General features: G+C 42.4%; 21 protein-coding genes. 10 read left to right on the forward strand and 11 right to left on the reverse strand.

Features of this window, described 5'->3' with window-relative positions:
* Positions 1-18: 18 nt before the first annotated feature.
* The 6 genes from CYL31_RS09225 to CYL31_RS09250 all read right to left on the reverse strand — a co-directional run bounded on the left by CYL31_RS09225 (position 19) and on the right by CYL31_RS09250 (position 6403).
* The gene (locus CYL31_RS09225; RefSeq protein WP_212918614.1) at positions 19-387 is read right to left on the reverse strand and encodes a DUF2750 domain-containing protein; all 369 of its coding nucleotides are present in this window, start codon (positions 385-387) and stop codon (positions 19-21) included.
* 105 nt (positions 388-492) lie between these two features.
* Complete coding sequence (locus tag CYL31_RS09230) at positions 493-1500, reverse strand: adenosine deaminase (protein ID WP_212918615.1); 1008 nt, start codon at positions 1498-1500, stop codon at positions 493-495.
* A 162-nt stretch (positions 1501-1662) separates the two neighbouring features.
* Complete coding sequence (locus tag CYL31_RS09235) at positions 1663-2730, reverse strand: BMP family ABC transporter substrate-binding protein (RefSeq protein ID WP_212918616.1); 1068 nt, start codon at positions 2728-2730, stop codon at positions 1663-1665.
* A gap of 113 nt (positions 2731-2843) precedes the next feature.
* Positions 2844-3776 (reverse strand): ABC transporter permease, encoded by a 933-nt coding sequence (locus CYL31_RS09240; RefSeq protein ID WP_212918617.1) that lies wholly within the window; start codon positions 3774-3776, stop codon positions 2844-2846.
* Between the two features lie 9 nt (positions 3777-3785).
* On the reverse strand, positions 3786-4853 hold the full coding sequence (locus CYL31_RS09245) for an ABC transporter permease (protein WP_212918618.1): 1068 nt from the start codon (positions 4851-4853) through the stop codon (positions 3786-3788).
* The gene (locus CYL31_RS09250) at positions 4850-6403 is read right to left on the reverse strand and encodes an ABC transporter ATP-binding protein (RefSeq protein WP_212918619.1); all 1554 of its coding nucleotides are present in this window, start codon (positions 6401-6403) and stop codon (positions 4850-4852) included. Before CYL31_RS09250 ends, CYL31_RS09245 begins: the two co-directional genes overlap by 4 nt.
* Before the next feature lie 622 nt (positions 6404-7025).
* Between CYL31_RS09250 and CYL31_RS09255 the strand changes: the two genes are divergently transcribed.
* The 3 genes from CYL31_RS09255 to rlmM all read left to right on the forward strand — a co-directional run bounded on the left by CYL31_RS09255 (position 7026) and on the right by rlmM (position 9865).
* A complete protein-coding gene (locus CYL31_RS09255) occupies positions 7026-7991 on the forward strand; it encodes a GGDEF domain-containing protein (protein WP_249411749.1) in 966 nt (321 codons plus the stop codon).
* A gap of 103 nt (positions 7992-8094) precedes the next feature.
* Positions 8095-8766 carry a TIGR01621 family pseudouridine synthase gene (locus CYL31_RS09260; protein WP_212918621.1) on the forward strand — a complete coding sequence of 224 codons (672 nt, stop codon included), beginning with the start codon at positions 8095-8097 and terminating at the stop codon, positions 8764-8766.
* 46 nt (positions 8767-8812) lie between these two features.
* Positions 8813-9865: a 23S rRNA (cytidine(2498)-2'-O)-methyltransferase RlmM gene (rlmM, locus tag CYL31_RS09265; RefSeq protein ID WP_212918622.1), complete on the forward strand. Its 1053-nt coding sequence runs from the start codon at positions 8813-8815 to the stop codon at positions 9863-9865.
* 103 nt (positions 9866-9968) lie between these two features.
* Here rlmM and CYL31_RS09270 read toward each other — a convergent pair whose 3' ends face one another.
* Together CYL31_RS09270 and CYL31_RS09275 are read right to left on the reverse strand one after the other, a co-directional pair.
* Positions 9969-11639, reverse strand: a complete 1671-nt coding sequence (locus CYL31_RS09270; RefSeq protein WP_212918623.1) for a L,D-transpeptidase family protein — start codon at positions 11637-11639, stop codon at positions 9969-9971.
* Positions 11636-11878 (reverse strand): YkgJ family cysteine cluster protein, encoded by a 243-nt coding sequence (locus CYL31_RS09275; protein ID WP_249411773.1) that lies wholly within the window; start codon positions 11876-11878, stop codon positions 11636-11638. Before CYL31_RS09275 ends, CYL31_RS09270 begins: the two co-directional genes overlap by 4 nt.
* Between CYL31_RS09275 and CYL31_RS20820 the strand changes: the two genes are divergently transcribed.
* The gene (locus tag CYL31_RS20820; RefSeq protein ID WP_283248230.1) at positions 11823-11951 is read left to right on the forward strand and encodes a hypothetical protein; all 129 of its coding nucleotides are present in this window, start codon (positions 11823-11825) and stop codon (positions 11949-11951) included. The genes CYL31_RS09275 and CYL31_RS20820 overlap by 56 nt on opposite strands.
* A 150-nt stretch (positions 11952-12101) precedes the next feature.
* Positions 12102-13343, forward strand: a complete 1242-nt coding sequence (locus CYL31_RS09280) for a GGDEF domain-containing response regulator (protein WP_249411750.1) — start codon at positions 12102-12104, stop codon at positions 13341-13343.
* A 103-nt stretch (positions 13344-13446) separates the two neighbouring features.
* On the opposite strand, the gene gatB is transcribed toward CYL31_RS09280, so the two are convergent.
* From gatB to gatC, 3 genes are read right to left on the reverse strand one after another with little or no spacing between them, the layout of a single operon-like run.
* On the reverse strand, positions 13447-14892 hold the full coding sequence (gatB, locus tag CYL31_RS09285) for an Asp-tRNA(Asn)/Glu-tRNA(Gln) amidotransferase subunit GatB (protein WP_212918625.1): 1446 nt from the start codon (positions 14890-14892) through the stop codon (positions 13447-13449).
* A 2-nt stretch (positions 14893-14894) separates the two neighbouring features.
* Positions 14895-16355 carry an Asp-tRNA(Asn)/Glu-tRNA(Gln) amidotransferase subunit GatA gene (gatA, locus tag CYL31_RS09290; RefSeq protein ID WP_212918626.1) on the reverse strand — a complete coding sequence of 487 codons (1461 nt, stop codon included), beginning with the start codon at positions 16353-16355 and terminating at the stop codon, positions 14895-14897.
* Between the two features lie 11 nt (positions 16356-16366).
* Complete coding sequence (gene gatC, locus CYL31_RS09295; protein ID WP_212918627.1) at positions 16367-16654, reverse strand: Asp-tRNA(Asn)/Glu-tRNA(Gln) amidotransferase subunit GatC; 288 nt, start codon at positions 16652-16654, stop codon at positions 16367-16369.
* A gap of 236 nt (positions 16655-16890) precedes the next feature.
* Here gatC and CYL31_RS09300 point away from each other — a divergent pair, with 236 nt between their 5' ends.
* The 5 genes from CYL31_RS09300 (at position 16891) to rng (ending at position 21333) form a co-directional block, all read left to right on the forward strand.
* Positions 16891-17934: a rod shape-determining protein gene (locus CYL31_RS09300; protein ID WP_012069640.1), complete on the forward strand. Its 1044-nt coding sequence runs from the start codon at positions 16891-16893 to the stop codon at positions 17932-17934.
* A gap of 67 nt (positions 17935-18001) precedes the next feature.
* Positions 18002-18787 (forward strand): rod shape-determining protein MreC, encoded by a 786-nt coding sequence (gene mreC / locus CYL31_RS09305; protein ID WP_283248221.1) that lies wholly within the window; start codon positions 18002-18004, stop codon positions 18785-18787.
* Complete coding sequence (gene mreD, locus CYL31_RS09310; RefSeq protein WP_212918628.1) at positions 18784-19257, forward strand: rod shape-determining protein MreD; 474 nt, start codon at positions 18784-18786, stop codon at positions 19255-19257. The genes mreC and mreD overlap by 4 nt, the downstream gene beginning before the upstream one ends.
* A gap of 20 nt (positions 19258-19277) precedes the next feature.
* Complete coding sequence (locus CYL31_RS09315) at positions 19278-19886, forward strand: Maf family protein (RefSeq protein ID WP_212918629.1); 609 nt, start codon at positions 19278-19280, stop codon at positions 19884-19886.
* Positions 19879-21333 carry a ribonuclease G gene (gene rng / locus CYL31_RS09320; RefSeq protein WP_212918630.1) on the forward strand — a complete coding sequence of 485 codons (1455 nt, stop codon included), beginning with the start codon at positions 19879-19881 and terminating at the stop codon, positions 21331-21333. The genes CYL31_RS09315 and rng overlap by 8 nt, the downstream gene beginning before the upstream one ends.
* Position 21334 lies beyond the last annotated feature (1 nt).

Genomic DNA, 21334 nt, shown 5'->3' on the forward strand with positions numbered 1-21334 from the left:
TGCTATCAGCAATAGCGACTAGCTTTTAAGATCAGCGGCATGTTCTTCTGCCGAAGAAACAATACATTCACCAGCTAGATTTGGTGCTACACCGACAGAAAAACCATCCCCTTGCATACCTGGTAGCCATTTTTCAGCCCAGTCTGCGGCGTTAATTTCTAAGCTATTAAAGCCTTGATAATCTTTCTCACCCCAAGTGGTTGCTAAGGTTTCAGCTGGCCAAATTGGTAATACTTTGTCGCTACCAAGATCTATGATCAAACAGCCTTCAGCGTCAGCAAGTGTCCATACAGAGGTGCCTTTTTTTACCAAGTTCAAAACATGGTCATAGCGTTCGCTACTAGGTAAGCGGTAGAAAGTATCATCAAGAAGGATTGGATTCGACATTGGATTGGCTCAATTCGGTAAGATAAAAAATGGCATCTTACCACATTGACCAAAAGAGTGATTAATTCAATCTTTCTTAATCAATGTGGCAGATAAAAAAACAGCTTATTTGAACAAGATGTTTAGTTGTTTTAAATGCTGTTCTTTGTGATGGTCTTCCATCCAACTGCCAGTGATGCCATTTTTGGCTAGTTGAAATAATTCTTCTTTACTAATTCTAGTGCCATTAATTAACGAGGCGTAGTTGTCGTTCATATAGCCGCCGAAATAGGCTGGATCATCTGAATTAACCGTTGCATTTAGGCCAAGTGTTAACATATTTCTAATTGGATGATCTTTCATGTCATTAACGACACAAAGTTTTAAATTAGAAAGAGGGCAAACTGTTAGTGTTAAATTGCGTTGCTTGATCGCTTCAATTAGCTTGTCATCTTCCAAAGCTCTATTGCCATGATCAATTCGATCAACACCGATTTGATCGATGGCTTGCCAAACGTATTCTGGTGGTCCTTCTTCGCCAGCATGTGCCGTGACTTTTAATCCGAGGTTTTTGCATGCTTCAAAAACACGTAAGAACTTTTCCGGCGGGTGTCCTACTTCCGAACTGTCTAACCCAACGCCATCGATCCATTTTAGATGAGGCTTTGCCAGTTCGAGGGTTTCAAATGCACTTTCTTCACTTAGGTGCCTTAGAAAAGACATAATGAGTTTTGATGTCATGCCCCATTTTTTCTCCGCGTCTTGAAGGGCGTTGTAAATACCTTGGATTTGAACATCAAAACTGACACCGCGAGACAAATGACCTTGAGGGTCAAAGAAGATCTCTACGTGGACAACATTTTCACTGCGCACTTTTTTCAAATACGCCATGGTAAGGTCATAGAAATCGGCTTCATGAAGAAGTACTGACATGCCTTGGTAATAAAGGTCTAGAAAATCTTGTAGATTGGTAAATTGATACGCCGCTTTTAGGTCATCGACAGTGTTGTATTTTAAGGCGACCTGATTGCGCTGTGCTATGGCAAACATCTGTTCTGGCTCAAAGGTGCCTTCAATGTGTAGGTGAAGCTCAGTTTTGGGCATTTTCTTTGATAGTTCGATCAGTGTTTCCATAGTTTTACCTTTTGATGCTTGCCTTGGATTCTTAAATATAACGATAAAAACGAAGATGAAAAAGAATGGGCGGCAGTGTTTGTGGAGTGGTCGTTTAAAAAAGCAGGAGAATATACAGCCAGCAGAGCTGGCCGTATATAAAAAAGTATAGGAATACAGGGGTTAGTGAGGAATTTCGTCTGTGATGCCTTCAACATACCAGTTAACTTGAGCAAGCTCTTGATCTGTTAACGAGTGGTTAGCAGGAACCGCTATATTGCCTTTGTTATCTTTGATTGGTCCTGTGAATGGTTTGAATTCGCCCGACTTGATTGATGCTAATGTTGTATCAACTTTAGCGCGAACATCTTTAGGAAGATTCGGATTAATCGATGCTAGTGTTAGCATGTCATCGTGGAATCCACCCCAGAAATCTTGAGATTTCCAAGTGCCATCCATAACAGCCTGAACTTCTTTGATGTAATAAGGTGTCCAGTTGTCTCGAACTGAGAAGATATGCGCGCTAGGGGCAAACTTGCTTTGATCTGAAGCTTGGCCGATAGCACGTAAACCGCGTTTTTCTGCCGCAATCAGTGGAGCAGGACTATCTGTGTGCTGTAGCATTACGTCTACACCTTGGTCCATTAGAGCATTTGCAGCGTCCGTTTCTTTACCTGGATCGTACCAAGTGTTGGCCCAAACAATTTTCATTTTCACATCAGGGTTAACACTTTTTGCGCCCATATATGCGGCGTTGATGTCACGAATAACTTCTGGGATTGGGAAAGAGCCGATATAACCAATAGTATTGGTTTTTGTCATCATACCTGCTGTTACGCCAGAAATGTAACGACCTTCATAAGTACGAAGAACATAAGTGCCTAAGTTTTTATCAAGCTTGTAACCCGTCGCGTGTTCAAATTTCACTTTAGGAAAGCGTTTTGCCACTTTCACTGTTGGGTTCATGAAACCAAAAGAGGTGGTGAAGATCAGGTCATTGCCTGCTTTGGCTAGTTGAGTTATAACTCGTTCAGCATCAGCGCCTTCTGGCACGTTTTCAACGTAAGTTGTTTTTACTTTGTCGCCAAAATATTCTTCTAAACCTTTACGGCCCATGTCATGCTCGTAACTCCAACCCAAATCACCAACGGGTCCCACATAGACAAAACCGACCTTCAATGGCTCTGCTGATTGAGCAATACTTGCTCCAGCTAAAAGACCTAACCCCACCAGTAAACTTTTAAGTTTCATTGCTTGCTCCTTTGTGCCCGAAGGCTTTTTTATATAGTCTAAAAAGTATTGCCTAAAACGTATTATCTAAAAAATAATGCTTCAAAACGATTTCTTGTGATTTTTATGCTCTTTTAGGCCATTTGCCTTGGGTCAAAGGTTTTACCTAATGATCGAGGTGCAAGTAGCTTCTCTTTAAATTTATCGGCACTGATGATCACCATCACTACAACGGTAGCGACATAAGGCAGCATGGCTAATAGGTTTGGTGAAATAGACCAGCCCAAGCCTTGTAAGACCAAATGCATAATACTTGCCAAACCAAATAGGTAAGCGCCTAGCATGATTCGTCCAACACGCCATGAAGCGAAAACAACCAAAGCGAGTGCTATCCAGCCGCGTCCTGCTGTCATATTTTCTACCCACATTGGCGTATAAACTAAGGACATGTAAGCACCAGAAATACCAGCCATTACACCACCGAACATAACGGCTAAATAGCGAACTCTTAGTACTTTTATACCAATAGCATTGGCTGCATGTGGGTTTTCGCCAACCGCTTTAAGAGTTAGGCCTATACGAGTTTTATTCACCACAAACATGAGCACAAAAGTCATCACAAAAGAGGAATAAACCAATATGTCATGGCTAAACAAAATCTTGCCGATAAAAGGAATGTCGGATAGTAATGGGACGGCAATGGGTTGGAAGCCTTTTATGGTTTGGCCAACTACACCTGAGCCGATAAAAGCGCTCAAACCTGTACCAAAGATGGTTAAGGCCAGCCCTGTTGCGACTTGGTTTGCGCCAAGATGAAGTACAAGAACTGCAAAAATAAGGCTCATTACGCAGCCCATTAGCATAGCAGCAAGCACGCCTAAACCCGCGCTCCCTGTGCCGTAAGCGGCTAGAAACCCAACTACTGCACCCATGAGCATCATGCCTTCTTGGCCGAGATTTAATACACCGGACTTTTCGCAAATTACTTCGCCTAAGGCGATGAACAGTAGTGGTGTGCCGGTTTTAACGGCGGCAAACAATATTTGTACAATTAGATCTGAGTCCAAAATAGGCTCCTAGTTTGTCGCTTGATTCGAAAAGGCGAGACGATTATTGATAAAAAAGTCACAAGCCAAAAGAAAGAACAATAAAACGCCTTGAAACATGCTGACTACGGCAACGGGAATGCCCATTTCAATTTGGGCTAGGTCTCCGCCCATATAAAGCACTGCCATGAAAACCGCCGCTAGGATGGCGCCAAGAGGATGTAACCTTCCCAGGTAAGCGACAATAATCGCTGAATAGCCGTAGCCTGGAGATACGTTTGGCACTAATTGCCCAATCGGCCCCGTTGTTTCACTGACACCGGCCAGCCCAGCTAAGGCGCCTGCAAATAGCATCACAAACCAGCTTAATTTTTTACTACTGAAACCTGCGTATCTTGCTGCTGGTTCATCAGAGCCAAAAACTCTAATTTGAAAGCCAAGGTGTGATTTACTTAATATAAACCAAGCAATGAAAGCAGACACAATGGCGAAAATAATTCCGAGATGAATCCGGCTGCTTTCAAATAGTGTTGGCAAGAGTGTTGAGTCAGCAAACATAGCTGATTCAGGGAAGCCAAAACCTTGTGGATCTCGTAAAGGTCCGTGTACGGCCCAAATAAGAAGATACAAGGCGATGTAGTTAAACATGATGGTGGTTAAAATTAAGTTTGAGTTAAAGCGTAGCTTTAAAAAAGTCGGAATAGCCGCCCAAAGCATGCCTGATATAATGCCGGCCAATAAGGTAATGGGAAGGGCAAAGGCAGACTCTGAGTCGATAAAATAAAGTGCCATCGCAGAACCGCCTAATGCGCCTGCCAGTAATTGTCCTTCCGCGCCGATATTCCACATGTTGGCTCGATAACATAAAGATAAACCGACGGCGCAAAGTAACAGAGGTCCCATTTTGACGAACATTTCACCGATGTTATAGCTGTCTGCCAAAGGTGCAATTAGTAGCACATGTAAGGCTTGAGTCGGAGATTTGCCAATAGCCGAAAAGAGAATGCAGCCGAAAATTAGGGTTAATGTAATAGCAAGTAATGGCGAGACTACTTTCATGATGGAACTTGGCTCAGTACGAGCTTGAATGCGGATCATGCCTTGGCCTCTTGGGTGCGATTCGATGTGTTATTAATGAAGGTTCCTGCCATCCATTGTCCTATTTGGTCTATATTGGTCACTTCGGTTCTTACCACGGGCGATAAGTAGCCATCACAAACTGCAGCCATGCGATCTGCTAGTAAAAATAATTCGTCTATGTCTTCTGACACAAGAAGAATGGCCGCACCTTGATCACGAAGTTCTAATAAAGCTTGATGAATGGCAAGTGCCGCACCAACATCCACGCCCCAGGTAGGATGAGCACAGATAAGTACTTTTGGGTTTTGGCCTATTTCTCGCCCCATAATGAACTTTTGCAAGTTACCACCGCTCAAACTTTTGGCTTCTGAAAATTCGCCGTGGCATTTCACTTTATATTTAGCGATTAGGGCAGAGGTATACTCTTTGACATTTTGCCATTCCACTAGACCGTTTTTTAAGAAGCCATCGCTGTGAGTCAATAAGGTATTTTCCGTTAAGCTCATATCTGGAACAGCACCTCGTCCTAATCGTTCCTCAGGAACGTATGCCATACCAAGTTTACGGCGCTCACCGGCATGTAAATGGCCTATGTCTAGATTGTCGAGTGAGAGGCTGTGTTTTACATTACGTTCGTCTTCGCCACTGATAATCGCCATTAACTCGTCTTGACCATTACCGGCAACCCCTGCAATGCCGAGAATCTCACCAGACTTTAATTCGAAATTGATATTCTTCAGAGATGTACCAAAAGGCTGTTTGGCTGGAAGAGATAAGTTTTCAACATGAAAGACTCGTTCATTGCCTTCTCTCTTAGCGTATCCAGCATCTTGTTCTGCAAGGTCACCGACCATCATTTTGGCAATAGAAGCTGGTGTTTCTTCATTTGGTACGCAGGTGTCGACTACTTTTCCGCCACGTAAGATAGTTGCTTTATGGCAAATTTCTGTCACTTCATGGAGTTTGTGGCTGATAAATAAAATACTGCAGCCTTCTTTAGATAATGTTCGTAAAACGCCAAATAGCCCAGCTACTTCTTGCGGCGTAAGAACTGAAGTGGGTTCATCTAATATCAGCAGTTTTACCGATTGAACGAGACAGCGCATGATTTCAACACGTTGTCTTTCTCCAATAGAAAGTGAATGTACGTAGCGGCTTGGATTAACGTTTAAACCATACTCTTCAGAAAGTTGAGTAATTTTTTTTGCTAAATCGCCAATTTTATTTAATTGCGTTTTACTTAAGCACAATTCGATATTCTGACTAACGGTAAGTGTTTCGAATAAAGAAAAGTGCTGAAATACCATGCCAATGCCTAAATCACGCGCAATTGATGGCGATTTAATATCAACTTCTTTGCCATCCCAGATTATATCGCCCTTATCTGGAGCGACGACACCATAAATGGTTTTAACTAAAGTGCTTTTTCCTGCACCGTTTTCCCCTAATAGTGCATGAATTTCTCCTGGCATCAGCGTTATGCTGATGTTGTCGTTGGCAAGGCAGCCAGGGTATTGTTTGGTAAGGTTCACAAGCTCAAGGCGTGATACCAAATTATGTTTTTTCAATGTTCCAGCACCTTTTTATAGAGATTGGGTAAGTGAGGCCGCTCATTTTTCGATCTTTTTTATTCTTTCTTTTGTTCCACTTCAAAAAAACAAATCACCGTGCGCTTTTTTGGGTTCTTCTGCGCACCAATTTTGTGCAATGTTGCTGATGATTTAGGATATTTGACCGATTAGTTAATGTTTTTGATTGTCTTAGTGATGTATGAGTTTATTTAATCAATATTCATGCCAATGAAGTGCTTGATTGTGCCTGCTTAGAATACGGAAATTTAAAGTGCTTGTCTTTATTCAAGGGTATTTTATGGTAGGGAATTGAAGTATTTAACCTTTGGGTTTAAAGATGTTTCTCATTGTTTGAATTTGTATGAAAAGTGATTGATATTCTGTAGAATGTAGCGTTTAGCCTCAGCATTCTAGAAACCATATTTTATGGGAAATATAGCGATTCAAGCTTGATTGCTTTTAATGTAGACAATAAGTGTAGGGTACTGTGTTCTCATCGATAAAAAAAATCATATATAAACTATTAAATATCGGCTTTGAGGACGAGTTTGGGAATGACCTCAATCAGAAGCATGTGGTGAATTTTTCCTACATGATGTTCTGCATAAGCTGTGTGTTCATGCTTGTTGTGTTTTCGCTGCGTCAGATGTCTTCGGTTGCTATTTTTTCTTTGATTGGCTTGTTGATCGGTTTGGTTGGTTTGCGTTACAACTACATTGGGTATTTCTCTCGTGCTCAATTATTAATGCCTATTCTTAAAATTTCTCAAATATCCATTCTTAGCTTATTTTATTTTGGTACTAATAGCGGATTTCATTGGTTTTTTGTCAATGTTATTGCTTATTCCTTTGTCGTTTTTAGGGCCGATCAGCGTTTTGCCAAGTGTTGGATAGTTGTTGTGTCTATTGTGATGTTCTTGGTGTGTGAGCTTTTAAGTACACGAGGAATTTATCTTACTTCGTTCGATCAAAGTGTCGTGATTATTTTGGTGTTCCTTGGGCTTTCGTTCAATTTTGCCATGGTTATTAATTTGGTGATGAATCGATTGAAGTCGGTGAATAGTCACCTGCGGACCTTGGCTGAAATAGATGAGTTGACTGGGCTTTCAAACCGAAGAAAAGTTTTGGCTGATGCGGTTAATATTTTTGCCGATTCTGTTATCAATAGAGAGTCGTGTGTTTTTGCTATTGTCGATTTAGATCACTTTAAAAAAATCAATGATACCTTTGGGCATGAGGCGGGAGATTTGGTTCTGGCAAAAGTGTCTGCCATGATGGCGTCGGTTATACGTCCCCAAGATGAAATAGGTCGTTATGGTGGTGAAGAGTTTATTGTCATTATGCCTAGTACTTTTTTGAAGGATGCTGAAGTGGTTATGGAGCAAATGAGGTTGGCGGTCGAAAACATGCTGATCGAGACTGAGCATGGTATTGTTATCCCTGTAACCGTTAGTGTTGGTGTTGCTTCTATTGCTCCAAGTGTTTCACGCTATGAAGAAATTCTAGCGCAAGCTGATAAAGGTTTGTATGAGGCTAAACGCAGTGGTCGGAATCGCATTTCTGTGCAATCAGACTATCAAAGTTAGAATATATTTACTTATCTGTATTGACATATGAGTTGTCCACTTTCTCTGTGGATAAACTTGTTGGCTAATCAATTTTTCCTTTATTTTTCGTGATGAGGCTCATTTGCTCCAGATACTATTTTGCTCTGTTGATTATTGGATTATTGAAAAGCCTGCTGGTATGAGTTTTCATGCGGAGTCAGAAGAGTTGGGAGTGATGCAGGCTCTGGCTATTACTTATCCGCACCAGGATTTTTACCCTGTTCATCGTTTAGATAAAATGACATCAGGTCTGTTGATAGTTGCTTGTCACGCAGCGGCAGCTGCCGTGTTTGGGAAGATGTTTGAAAATCATGAGATGGAAAAGCGCTATTTAGCTTTGTCTACAAAAAAGCCTAAAAAGAAACAAGGGACCATAGCTGGTGGTATGGTGCCAAGCCGAAGAGGCCAGTGGAAGCTGACTCAAGACAATCAAAACCTAGCTGTCACGCAGTTTTTTTCTGCCTCATTTCAAGGGCTTAGGGTATTTATGGTTAGGCCTTTAACGGGTAAAACGCACCAAATACGTGTTGCATTAAAGAGTTTAGGGTCGCCTATTTTAGGGGATCTTAGGTACAGTGGAGAAGAGGCAGACAGAGGGTATTTACATGCTTACTCTTTGCGGTTTCAGTGGCAGGGTGAAGTGAAGAGTTACGTCAGTCTTCCTAAGTCAGGGGAGCGTTTTTCATCTGAGTTATCTGATTTTGTTGCGACTCAATTTGATGAGTCTTTATTAAAATGGCCCTCTAAAAAGTAATTAATATAACTCAGTAGATGCTATGTCTGACTGAGAAGGAATTTGAATGAAAAATGTTTTGGTTTACTGCCGTCAAGGCTTCGAAAAAGATTGTGTGGCAGAGCTATCCGAGGTGGCTAGTAGTAAAGGGTTTTATGGCTACGCTAAGGTAGTTCCTGATGCAGGTTACGTTGTGTATAACTTTGATCAGCCGGACGCTGGTGAAACATTGATCCAGCAGTTGGATTTTAATCGTCTCATTTTTGCTCGCCAGATTATTGCTGTTAACGATGTAATTGAATTAGAGCAAGGCGGTAGAGTGGAGTCATTGCTTGAAGCGGCTCGTGAGTTGCCGTTAGCGGAAGAAATTTGGATTGAAACGGCTGATACCAATGAGGCCAAAGCTCTGTCTGGCTTGATTAAAAAGCTGGAAAAGCCTTTGCGAGAGGGTTGGAAAAAATCTGGTGTATTGCGAAATAAGGCGGTAGGTGTTCGTCACCATGTATTTATGTTGGATGGTGAAGCTGCTTATTTAGGTGTGTCTTATGCTGCATGTCGTAGTGAGTTTCCAATGGGAATTCGTCGCTTACGTTTTCCAGCAGCTGGCCCGAGCCGTTCAACACTTAAGTTGGAAGAGGCTTTTTTGCAGTTTGTTCCTGAGCGATCGCGTGACGCTGATTTGACTGAAGGGATGACGGCAGTTGATCTTGGTGCAGCGCCAGGTGGCTGGACGTATCAATTTGTTAAAAAAGGCATTCATGTTATCGCTATCGATAATGGGCCAATGCAAAAAGAATTGATGTCTACTGGTTTGGTTGAGCACGAAAAGGCTGATGGTTTTAAATACGAGCCACCTTACACCGTGGACTGGTTGGTTTGCGATATGGTTGAGCGCCCAATAAAAGTCGCAGAGTTAATGGCTAAATGGCTGGCGAGTAGCTGGACAAGAAGAGCTATTTTTAACCTAAAGCTGCCAATGAAAAAGCGTTATCAAGAAGTGACTTTATGCTTGCAGACCATAGAGGATTTGTTGAGAAAGGCAGGAGTAAGTTATCAGTATCAAGTGAAGCATCTTTATCATGATCGAGAAGAAGTGACTGTTTGTATTATGGTTAAATAATGAAATTGCCTTAAGTATCATTTGATCTTGATCTATTAAAAAGCCCCATAAACTGTGTTTATGGGGCTTTTTATGTTTTGCATTTAAGTGCTAATAGAAGTGATTAAATTGAATCTCTAGGGCCAAAAGCAGAATAGCCCATTGCTTCTTCCATCAGAGCATCTCTTTCGTAAATGTCGTTACGGAATTCCAGCATGCCATTGGCATTTGGTACAACAGTAAAGTAAACCAAATATACAGGAATATAGGTTGGCAATGTGATAACCGTATTGCTGCCTGTTTTTAGTGATTTGTTCATGTCATTAAATTGTTTGCTGCCTTTTGTTATTTCTTTAGCAAACTCTGTAGGGTTTTCTAGGCGAACGCAGCCAGAACTAAAAGCTCTGTCTTCTTCACGAAATAGATGTTTTGCAGGTGTGTCATGCAAGTAAATTTCATTTTTGTTAGGGAACATGAACTTGTATTGGCCAAGTGCGTTGCCTTCATCTGGTTCTTGTTCGAAACGGAATGCTAACTTGTCTTCGCTAATGCTTTTCCAGTTGATTTTGGTGGAATCTAGTTCTTTCGCGCCAATGCTCCAGCTTGAGTAAACCTTGTAGCCATGCTTAACCAGATAGTTTGGATCGGCTTGTAGCTTAGGCAATAAATTCTCTCTGGCAATGCGGTGAGGTACGCGCCATGTAGGATTGGTTACCATGTAAGTCATCAGGCCTTTAAATACCGGCGTTTTTCTATCGGGCTTACCGATGACGGCTTTCATCGAGGTGAGTTCACCGTTTAGGTGCATGTCCACTGTATAATTTGTTAGGTCAACCCATATGCGGTTAGCTTCTAGTTCGCTTGGTAGCCAGCGCCATCTTTCTAAGTTGTAAGCAATTTGTTTTGCGCGGGCTTCTAATGGAATGTTGAGCATTTCAATGGTTTTCGAGCCTGCGGCTCCGTCTGCGGTAAGATGGTGGCGCTGTTGAAAGCGAATAAGGGCTTCTTTTAAGCGTGTATCGAACTGCTCTTCGTTTACCTTGCGAGTTGAGAAGCGAATGTCTCCGAGTTGCACAAGTCTTGCTCTTAGTTGGGCAACACGTGGACCTTCGTCGCCTGCAGATAAAGGAACACCTGCGTTAACAAAAATGTCTTTTTCTTTCGCTGCTAGATCTTGGTAATACACTAACCACTTTTGTAAGATTTGGTATTGTGGGCTGCGAGGTGCTAATAATGGCAATGAATTGACCATGTCTGTTGCTGAATCTAGATACAGCAAGTCTTTCCAGTTGTTGTTGGGTGCGTCTAGCTGCCAATTAGGGTCAATTAGCTGTGGCTCATAGCGGCCATTGCTTAGGTCATGAGCGTAACTCGTTAATGCGATTGTGCTTATAACGTCCATTTCGGCCAATTGCTGAGGTGTTGGCTGCTTAAGTGCTAAATACTCTTTGATAATGCCTGTATGGTAGTGAATTGGATTTAGACCGTGTGTATAAGATTGCTCAAGTATGTCGACCAGTTTGTATATCGACATATTGATTTTTTTATCTTTTATCCAAATTGGGTCATAACCACGATTTTCGTAAGCCTCAAGTACACTTTGATTGGGTAGTGCTTGACCGGCTACGGGTGTAAATGCGTTCAGCGTTAGTGATACTTGATCTTTTACGCTGCTTTCTATTTGTGATTCGCTTGGTGGAACGACAACAAACTGTTTTTTTGAGCCAGATGAAGAGCAGGCGCTAAGCAACAAGCTGACGCAGAGTAAAGAGAGTAGCTGTTTCGCTGAGGTCATTGATATTTCCTTTTTAATGAACTGGTATTTGTTGGGCTTGTTGCATCTTCTAAATGCGACAATATGCTGATGGCTTCTTCTCTATTGCTACCGCATGCGTATTCTACCGCAGTAAAGTCTGCGCATACTTTTGGTCTTGAGGGATCGCCAAATATAGCGCAGCGATAGTCATCTAACAGTTGTATGCAAGGTTCTCCTGCCGCTTTTCCATTGGGCATTCCAGGGATTGGAGAGGTGATGGAAGGTGCTGTGCAGCATGCACCACAACCTGACCGACATTGCATAATAAACAACCTTGCTTGGAATGAATAAGTGTAATCTTTATGTTATTAACTTTGCTGGTTATTTACAAAACAGCATCTTGATGATCATTTTAGAGTATCGTAATCGTAGGTCATAGGGGATAATCAAAAAATATAGTTAAAAAGTACAGATATCGCTTTTTAGGATAGGGTTTTACAAATGATGCTAGAGAAAAAAATATTGGTGGTTGAGGATAGTCCTGTGGTGTTGAAGGTCCTTCATCATTTGCTGTCTCAGAATCCTGTTTTTACGCCAGTATTGTGTGCTTGTTATAAAGAAGCAGAAGATAAACTAAAAGACTCTGAGTCTGAGTTTTTCGCCGCTATTGTCGATTTAAATTTACCGGACGCAAAAAACGGAGAGATTGTTGATCTTGTATTATTTAACAAAATTCCATGCGTTGTATTAACTGGGAATTTTGATGATAAATTGCGCCTCAGTCTTCTTAATAAAGGTGTTTTGGATTACATCACCAAGGATAGTCGATATTCTTTTAATCATGTTATTAAAGTGATTGAGCGTCTAAGTAAGAACCAAGGAATTAAGGTGTTAGTGGCGGAAGATTCGTCTACGAGTCGCTTGTTTATCCGGATTTTGCTAGAGCAGTATCGCTTCAATGTTGTAGAGGCTGAAAATGGTCAAGAAGCATTGGCCAAGCTTGAGGAAGATGTAGAAATTAGGATGCTGATTACTGATCATAATATGCCTTTGGTGAATGGGTATGATTTGGTTCGTATGCTTAGATTTAACTCTCGTTTTCAGGATTTGGTTATTATCGGCTTGTCTGCGGAAGGGGATAATGCTTTGTCTGCCAAGTTCATTAAGGCGGGCGCGAATGATTTTCTAAAAAAGCCGTTTTACCATGAAGAGTTTCATTGTCGTGTGGTTCATAGTTTAGAGGCGCAAGAAATGCTTGAAACCATTCGTGATTTGGCAAACATTGACCCGCTTACTAAGCTCAAAAATAGACGTTTTTTATTTGATCAATGGGAGCTTTTGTTTCGTAATGATCCATCTGATGTCGTGTTGGCTATTATTGATCTTGATCGTTTTAAAAGTGTTAATGACTTGTATGGTCACATTGTTGGTGATAGCTTATTGGAAGTTATAGGGCGAGAGATTAGTAATGCTTTTCCAGATATGCAGGTGTGTCGCTTTGGTGGTGAAGAGTTTTGTATCATGGCTAAAACTGATGGGCAGGATTTGATCGAAAGGCTAGAGGTCTTTTTAAGTCGCTTGCGCCAAAAAGAACTTACAGAGGCTAAAATATCGCTAACATGTAGTGTTGGGGTTTGTTGTCGGCCAATGAATTCTCTTGAAGAGTTGATTCGAGAGGCAGAGCTGAATTTAGATGTGGCGAAAAAATTAGGCCGAGATAGGGTGGTTGCTCATCAAGGCTAGCTGTTGTTGGTCAATAGTGTTTGTTTTGCAATAAAAAATCCCGCGCAAGAAATGCGCGGGATTTTTGTTTTTGCTTATAAGTAAAGTGAGCTAGTTGAGGTGGTTAGCCTTTTAGCATTTTCACAAGAATTGGATTCACTAAGCCTGGGTTGGCTTTGCCTTGCGATGCTTTCATAACTTGTCCAACAAAGAAGCCGATCATTTTCTTCTGCTTGTCGTCGTCAGCGGCACGGTATTGCTCAACCTGTGTGGCATTGGCGTCTAAAATAGTTTGGATCATGGCTTCAATTGCACCAGTATCCGTTACTTGTTTCAAGCCTTTTGCTTCGATTATTGCGTCTGCTGATCCTTCACCATCCCACATCGCTTGTAAAACGTCTTTCGCTGTTTTGCCATTGATGGTGTTGTCTTTGATGCGAACCAATAATTCCCCAAATGTCTGCGCACTGACTGGAGAGTTTTCGATGTCTAGCTGCTCTTGGTTAAGGAGCTTGCTTAGTTCACCCATTACCCAGTTTGCGGTTAGTTTTGGATCTTTCACTACATTGTTGGCATTTTCAAAGAAATCAGCCATAGCACGAGAGGATGATAGAACGTTTGCGTCGTATTCGCTTAAACCGTGTTCACTTTGGAAGCGAGCGGCTTTTTGGCTTGGTAGCTCAGGTAAGGTTGCCTTGATACCGTCAACATATTCTTGTGTTAACACAATAGGAAGTAGGTCTGGGCATGGGAAGTAGCGATAGTCGTTTGCGTCTTCTTTAGAACGCATGCTGCGAGTTTCGTTCTTCTCTGGATCGTAAAGGCGAGTTTCCTGAATGATGCGTCCACCGTCTTCTAAAATGTCTGCTTGACGCTCGATCTCCGTGTAGATTGCTTTTTCGATAAAGCGGAACGAGTTGACGTTTTTGATTTCGGTGCGTGTACCGTATTCTTTTTGGTCTTTAGGGCGCAGTGACAAGTTGATGTCACAACGCATTGAGCCTTCTGCCATGTTGCCATCGCAAATGCCAAGGTAAGTCACAATAGAGTGAATCATCTTTACGTAAGCTACGGCTTCTTTTGCAGAGCGAATGTCTGGCTCAGACACAATTTCTAGCAATGGTGTGCTGGAGCGGTTTAAATCTATGCCTGTCATGCCTTGGAAATCTTCATGCAAAGATTTGCCGGCGTCTTCTTCAAGGTGGGCGCGAGTGATGCCAACACGAGAAGTGGTGCCGTCTTCTAGCATTACGTCTAGGTAGCCTTTACCAACAATAGGATGATCCATTTGGCTGGTTTGGTAGCCTTTTGGAAGATCTGGATAAAAGTAGTTTTTGCGAGCAAAAATCGATGTCATGCCAATTTCAGCATTGATAGCGTGGCCAAACATCACGGCCATGCGCAAGGCTTCCTTGTTGAAAACAGGTAATGCGCCAGGCATGCCTAAATCGACAAGTGTGGTTTGAGTGTTTGGCTCAGCACCAAAGCCAACCACTGCGCCAGAAAACAATTTTGATTTTGTAGAGAGCTGAGTATGAATCTCAAGGCCAATAACAACTTCCCAATTCATGCTTATGCTCCTTTTGCCATAGTTGGTGTTTGTAAATGCCAATCAGTGTGTTGTTGATACTGATGCGCTATGTTTAATAGCTTGGCTTCGGCAAAATAGTTACCCATTACTTGAAGTCCGACAGGCATGCCATCAGCAAAGCCTGCAGGAACAGACATGGCAGGGATGCCAGCAAGGTTAACGGATAAGGTGTAGATGTCTTCTAGATACATAGCAACAGGATCGCTGGTTTTACTACCAAGACCAAACGCGGTGGTTGGTGCAACAGGGCCCATGATGACATCCACTTCTTCAAATGCTTTGACAAAGTCTTCTTTAATAAGGCGACGAATTTTTTGTGCTTTCAAGTAATAAGCGTCGTAGTAGCCTTCTGATAATGCGTAAGTACCAACCATGATGCGCTTTTGTACTTCTGTACCGAAGCCTTCAGCGCGAGAGCGCGTGTACATATCGAGCAAATCTTTTGGGTCGTCACAGCGATGGCCAAATCGAACACCGTCAAAGCGGGATAAATTTGAAGAGGCTTCAGAAGGTGCAATGACATAGTAAGCTGGAATGCTAAGCTGTAGATTTGGTAGTGAAATCTCTTTTACTGTCGCGCCTAGTTTTTCAAACTCTTTGACGGCCGCCATAATGACGTCAGCAACCTTAGAGTCTAGTCCTTCACCGAAGTATTCTTTTGGAAGACCGATTTTCAAGCCAGTCAACGGGGTATTCAAATTCGCTACATAATCATCGACTTGTTGATCGGCAGATGTAGAGTCTTTTTCGTCAAATCCTGCCATAGCTTGCATTAAATGTGCGCAATCTTCGGCGCTTTTTGCCATTGGGCCGCCTTGGTCGAGGCTTGATGCGTACGCAATCATACCAAAACGAGAAACACGACCGTAAGTCGGTTTAAGGCCTGTGATACCACAGAAAGAAGCTGGTTGGCGAATTGATCCGCCAGTGTCGGTACCTGTTGCGGCAACAGCCAATCCCGCGGCAATAGCTGCAGCTGAGCCGCCAGATGACCCACCAGGAACCATGTCTAAATTCCAAGGGTTTTTTACCGCACCATAAAAGCTGTTTTCATTAGAAGAGCCCATGGCGAATTCGTCCATGTTGGTTTTGCCCAACATGACAGCGCCAGCTTGTTGAATGCGGCTGGTGACGGTGGATTCGTAAGGAGGGATAAAGTTATTCAGCATTCTAGAGCCACAAGTTGTTAATGTGCCTTCTGTGCAGAACAGATCTTTATGGGCGACAGGGATGCCTGTCAAACTGGTGCCTTTTCCGCTTTGAAGAAGTGCATCGGCTGCCGCAGCTTGTTCTAAGGCGCGTTGTTCGCTAACGGTGATGAAGCTATTTAGTTGAGGGTCAAGTTTGGCTATGCGCGCTAGGAAAAGGCGGGTTAGCTCAACACTGGAGATGTCTTTGTTGCGTAATTTCTGTGCTAATGTCGAGATGCTTTGTTCGAACATGCTTGTCTCTCTTAATCGATCACTTTCGGTACTAGGAAAAGGCCGGCTTCGGTCTGCGGTGCGTTCGCTAAGAATGCGTCACGGCGATTTTCTTCGGTGACTACGTCTTCTCTCAATCGTTGAGTCATTTCAAGCGGATTGGATAACGGTTCAACGCCATCGGTATTAACAGATTGCATTTCTTCAACAAGTGATAAAACGCTAGAAAGCGATAGTTGGTATTGATCGGCATCTGCCTCAGTAAGCGCGAGGCGTGCCAAGTGTGCAATTTTTTGCACGTCTTGTTTGTCTATGGACATGTTCCACCTGATGTTTTGATTATCGTAAATGGCCGCCATTGTATCTCTTAGTTGTATTGCTATAAAGCAAAGAGGGGTAAAAACAGGGCTTATTTTTTATTTATTAAAAATTTTTTAGTAAACAATGAAATACATGGGAACTTTTTTCAGTTTTACACTGAATCAACTTGCCCATTGGCCCCGTGGTTGTTACATTTTGACGCTGTTCGTATCGTATTATCAGGGTGTAAGAATTCATGTTTAAGAAAATCAGGGGAATGTTTTCAAGCGATTTGTCCATTGACTTAGGAACGGCAAATACCCTTATTTACGTTCGTGGCCGTGGAATTGTGCTTGATGAGCCATCAGTTGTTGCCATTCGTCACAATGGAAATCAGAAAACAGTAGCATCAGTTGGTACCGATGCGAAGCGTATGCTAGGCCGTACTCCAGGCAATATTACGGCTATTCGCCCGATGAAAGATGGCGTTATCGCTGATTTTCATGTTACAGAAAAAATGCTTCAGTATTTTATTTCCAAAGTTCACGAAAATAGCTTTTTAAAACCAAGTCCGCGTGTTTTGGTTTGTGTACCTTGCAAATCTACACAGGTTGAGCGTCGAGCTATCAAAGAATCAGCGTTAGGCGCAGGTGCTCGTGAAGTTTACATTATTGAAGAACCAATGGCTGCGGCGATTGGTGCTGGTCTTCCTGTTGCGGAAGCATCAGGTTCTATGGTGATTGATATCGGTGGTGGTACTACTGAAATCGCTATCATTTCCTTGAATGGTATCGTGACATCTGAATCCATTCGAGTTGGTGGTGATCGCTTCGATGAAGCCATTACAACTTATGTTCGTCGTCAATATGGCAGTTTGATTGGTGATGCAACTGCAGAACGAATCAAAACTGAAATCGGTATGGCTTACCACACTGGTGAAGAGTTACAGATCGATGTTCGTGGTCGTAACTTAGCAGAAGGTATTCCACGCTCGTTCGTTTTGAGCAGTACTGAAATCCTAGAAGCACTACAAGAACCTTTGGCACAAATTGTTCAGGCTATTAAAGGCGTTCTTGAGCAGTCTCCACCAGAATTGGCGGCAGATATTGGTGAAACTGGTTTGGTGTTAACTGGCGGTGGTGCTTTATTGCGTGAAATCGACCGTTTAATCAGTGAAGAAACTGGCTTGCCCGTTATTATTGCTGATGATCCACTAACCTGTGTGGCTCGTGGTGGCGGTATGGCCTTAGAATTAATGGATAAGCACGCATCTGAGCTTTTTACTGCGGACAATGAGTAAAAGTTAGGAGCGCACCATTAAAAATTCGCTTCAGTATAGTGGCAAAGTTTCTAGCGCGCGTTTTGTTGTGCTGGTTATTTTGTCTATGGCGATGATCACTGCAGATGTTCGTTACTCTGTGTTCGCACAAGTAAGGCCATATTTGACCTTACTTGTCACGCCTATTCAGATTGTGGTGAACACACCTCAGAAAATGCTCAATTGGGCTGGTGAACATCTTGCAAGTAGAGAAGGGTTGGTTAAAGAGAATCAGTCCCTGCAGTCAGAAATTTTATTACTGCGCAGTCGCCAGCAGCGTCTTGATTCCCTCCAGGCAGAAAATGTTCGTTTACGCGAGTTGCTAGATGCTTCTCAACGAGTAGATGAGAAAATTGTCATGGCGGAAGTTATTGGCTTTGATCAAAATGCATACAGTCATAAGTTAATGATAGACAAAGGTTTCTCTTCGGGAGCCTACGTTGGTCAGCCTGTATTAGATGCAACGGGTGTTCTGGGGCAGGTGGTGGAAACAGCAGCATACAGCAGTCGAGTTTTACTGATTGCTGATGCAAGTCATTTTGTTCCTGTGCAGCTTACTCGAACAGGGTTTAGGGGGATTTTGAGAGGGACAGGAGACTTAAAACGCTTAGAGTTGATGAGTGTTCCTCGTTCTGTCGATATTAAGAAAGGCGATATATTAACCACCTCAGGCTTGGATAAGCGTTTCCCTAGTGGCTACCCTGTTGGTGTGGTCAGAGGCGTTAAGTACACGCAAGGTAAGGCTTATGCGGATGTTGACGTTGTTCCTTTAGCTCAATTGGGGCGTAGCCGTCATGTCATGCTCATTGAAAAGCCGAAGGCAGGGCGAGAATGAAACCGATTTTTGTTTTTTGTATTACTCTGTTAACAGCATTAATGCTTGAGGCGATGCCTTTTCCAGAAGAGCTCGTTTGGTTCCGTCCAGAATGGGCTTTGCTGGTCATCCTTTATTGGGTTATTGCTTTGCCATTTCGTGTTGGTGTGGGCATGGCTTGGTTCCTAGGTTTAATGGTAGATTTATTGCAAGGTGGGATAATAGGCCAACACTCGTTAACCTATGTCATTATTGCTTATACCTGTGCTGTATTTTACAAGCGATTACGAATGTATCATCGCTGGCAACAGGGCTTTTTTATCTGCATGCTAGTCAGTATTAATCAGCTGCTTGATTTCTGGATCGATCATTATCTTGGTCATGCTGAGCCAACTTTAATGATCTTTATGCCTGCGGTTATTACAGGGCTATTGTGGCCTTGGTCATTTATTATTTTGCGTAGCGTACGACGTATTTATGCTATCCGTTAGGCCGTTTTTAGGGAAAGTTTATGCTTGTTTTGGCTTCAGCTTCGCCGAGAAGAAAAGAGCTACTTAGCCTTCTGGTGAAAGAATTTGAGGTATTGCCTGCCGATATAGATGAGACTCCAAATCATCAAGAAAAGGCTGAAGACTATGTTGTTCGTATGGCGGTTGAAAAAGCCAAAGCGGCTTCATTAAAATATCAACAGCAGGCTAACTTTAATGCGACTGCTATTTTTTTGGCTTCAGACACTAGTGTCGTGGTTGATGGTTGTATCCTAGGTAAACCAGATTCTCTTGAAGATTCCAGATCTATGTTAAGGCTTCTTTCCGGCCGCTCCCATCAAGTTATTACCTCGTTATGCCTTTGTAATTTAGAACATGAGCATGTCGCAACTCAATGTGTTATTAGTGATGTGTTGTTTCGTGAAATTTCAGATGTCGAAATAGAACAATATTGGAAAACCCATGAGCCCAAAGACAAAGCTGGCTCTTATGGTATCCAAGGGCTAGGTTCTGTGTTTGTTCGCTCTATTTCAGGATCTTACTCTGCAGTCGTCGGTTTACCTCTTTATGAAACAGCGCAATTATTAGCCCAATTTGGAATTCATTCGCTAGAGGAAATGTCTCATGAGTGAAGATGTACTCATTAATGTTACTCCTATGGAGATTCGTGTCGCTCTAGTTGAAAACGGTGTATTACAAGAGGTCTACATTGAGCGCTCAAGTCGTAAGGGAATTGTCGGCAATATTTATCAAGGAAAGGTCGTTCGTGTGCTTCCTGGCATGCAAGCCGCTTTTGTGGACATCGGTCTTGAAAGAGCCGCGTTTATTCATGTGTCGGAAGTAGTGAGCCGTGATGCTGTTAACCCAAGTGATCAGATTGGTGATTATTTGCGTGAAGGGCAATCGCTTGTGGTTCAAGTGACGAAAGATCCTATTAGTTCTAAGGGGGCACGTTTAACTACTCATCTGTCTATCCCTTCTCGTTATTTGGTTTACATGCCTGATCAGGCACATGTAGGCGTTAGTCAAAGAATTGAAGACGAAGTTGAGCGTGAACGTCTTAAGTCGCTGGTATCTGAAGCCTTAACCGATGCTGATGAAAACAGTGGTTATATATTGCGAACAGCGGCAGAGCGCGCAGGTGAAGAAGAAATACTTGCTGATATTAAGTTTCTGACACGCTTATGGCAGTCTGTTAAACGTCGAATGCAAAATGCAAAAGCACCTTCTATTATTTATGAGGATCTTCCTTTGCATTTGCGTACTATGCGCGACTTAGTAGGGTTAACAACGGAAAAAATTCGCATAGATTCTAAAGAAAACTACGCTAAGCTTCGGGCATTTGCCGAAGACTTTATACCTGAGTTGAGAGATCGTATTGAGTATTATCCAGGTGAGCGTCCGATTTTTGACCTGTACAGTGTTGAAGATGAGATTCACAAAGCATTAGACCGTAAGGTGCAGTTGAAATCTGGTGGTTATTTGTTGGTTGAGCAAACTGAATCAATGACCACAATAGATGTCAACACAGGTGCATTTGTCGGCAGCCGAAATCTTGAAGAGACTATCTATAAGACGAATTTGGAAGCCGCAACGGCAATAGGAAGGCAGCTTAGATTAAGAAACCTTGGCGGTATTATTATTATCGACTTTATTGATATGGAAGATGAAGAACATAAGCGTCAAGTGCTGCGAATGCTCGAAAAAATATTAGATGCCGATCATGCCAAAACCAAAATCACCGGTGTTTCTGAACTTGGTCTAGTCGAGATGACTCGTAAAAGAACTCGTGAGAGTCTTGGTCAGACGTTATGTGAGCCTTGTCGCTCTTGTCGTGGAAGTGGCCTAGTAAAAACACCAGAAACGGTTTGTTATGAAGTATTTCGCGAAATTTTAAGAGCGGATCGTGCCTATAATTCGCAAACATATACCGTATTGGCTGCAAGTACTGTAGTAGAACGCTTTCATGATGAAGAAAGTGCTGCTGTTGCTGAATTAGAGGCTTTTATTGGCAAAACGATTCGTTTTCAAGTGGACTCTGTCTATACGCAAGATCAATATGATGTTGTATTGCGTTAGC

The organism is Marinomonas sp. A3A, from assembly GCF_018336955.1.
Taxonomy (GTDB): domain Bacteria; phylum Pseudomonadota; class Gammaproteobacteria; order Pseudomonadales; family Marinomonadaceae; genus Marinomonas; species Marinomonas lutimaris.

What these genes read in the sequence shown, in the direction of transcription:
- CYL31_RS09315 (WP_212918629.1), top strand. Translation starts at nt 19,278, where the DNA reads ATGCTTGTTTTGGCTTCAGCTTCGCCGAGAAGAAAAGAGCTACTTAGC.
- CYL31_RS09225 (WP_212918614.1), bottom strand. Translation starts at nt 387, where the DNA reads ATGTCGAATCCAATCCTTCTTGATGATACTTTCTACCGCTTACCTAGT.
- CYL31_RS09280 (WP_249411750.1), top strand. Translation starts at nt 12,102, where the DNA reads ATGATGCTAGAGAAAAAAATATTGGTGGTTGAGGATAGTCCTGTGGTG.
- CYL31_RS09230 (WP_212918615.1), bottom strand. Translation starts at nt 1,500, where the DNA reads ATGGAAACACTGATCGAACTATCAAAGAAAATGCCCAAAACTGAGCTT.
- rlmM (WP_212918622.1), top strand. Translation starts at nt 8,813, where the DNA reads ATGAAAAATGTTTTGGTTTACTGCCGTCAAGGCTTCGAAAAAGATTGT.
- CYL31_RS09270 (WP_212918623.1), bottom strand. Translation starts at nt 11,639, where the DNA reads ATGACCTCAGCGAAACAGCTACTCTCTTTACTCTGCGTCAGCTTGTTG.
- rng (WP_212918630.1), top strand. Translation starts at nt 19,879, where the DNA reads ATGAGTGAAGATGTACTCATTAATGTTACTCCTATGGAGATTCGTGTC.
- gatA (WP_212918626.1), bottom strand. Translation starts at nt 16,355, where the DNA reads ATGTTCGAACAAAGCATCTCGACATTAGCACAGAAATTACGCAACAAA.
- CYL31_RS20820 (WP_283248230.1), top strand. Translation starts at nt 11,823, where the DNA reads ATGCAAGGTTCTCCTGCCGCTTTTCCATTGGGCATTCCAGGGATTGGA.
- CYL31_RS09235 (WP_212918616.1), bottom strand. Translation starts at nt 2,730, where the DNA reads ATGAAACTTAAAAGTTTACTGGTGGGGTTAGGTCTTTTAGCTGGAGCA.
- gatB (WP_212918625.1), bottom strand. Translation starts at nt 14,892, where the DNA reads ATGAATTGGGAAGTTGTTATTGGCCTTGAGATTCATACTCAGCTCTCT.
- mreD (WP_212918628.1), top strand. Translation starts at nt 18,784, where the DNA reads ATGAAACCGATTTTTGTTTTTTGTATTACTCTGTTAACAGCATTAATG.
- CYL31_RS09300 (WP_012069640.1), top strand. Translation starts at nt 16,891, where the DNA reads ATGTTTAAGAAAATCAGGGGAATGTTTTCAAGCGATTTGTCCATTGAC.
- gatC (WP_212918627.1), bottom strand. Translation starts at nt 16,654, where the DNA reads ATGTCCATAGACAAACAAGACGTGCAAAAAATTGCACACTTGGCACGC.
- CYL31_RS09255 (WP_249411749.1), top strand. Translation starts at nt 7,026, where the DNA reads ATGCTTGTTGTGTTTTCGCTGCGTCAGATGTCTTCGGTTGCTATTTTT.
- CYL31_RS09245 (WP_212918618.1), bottom strand. Translation starts at nt 4,853, where the DNA reads ATGATCCGCATTCAAGCTCGTACTGAGCCAAGTTCCATCATGAAAGTA.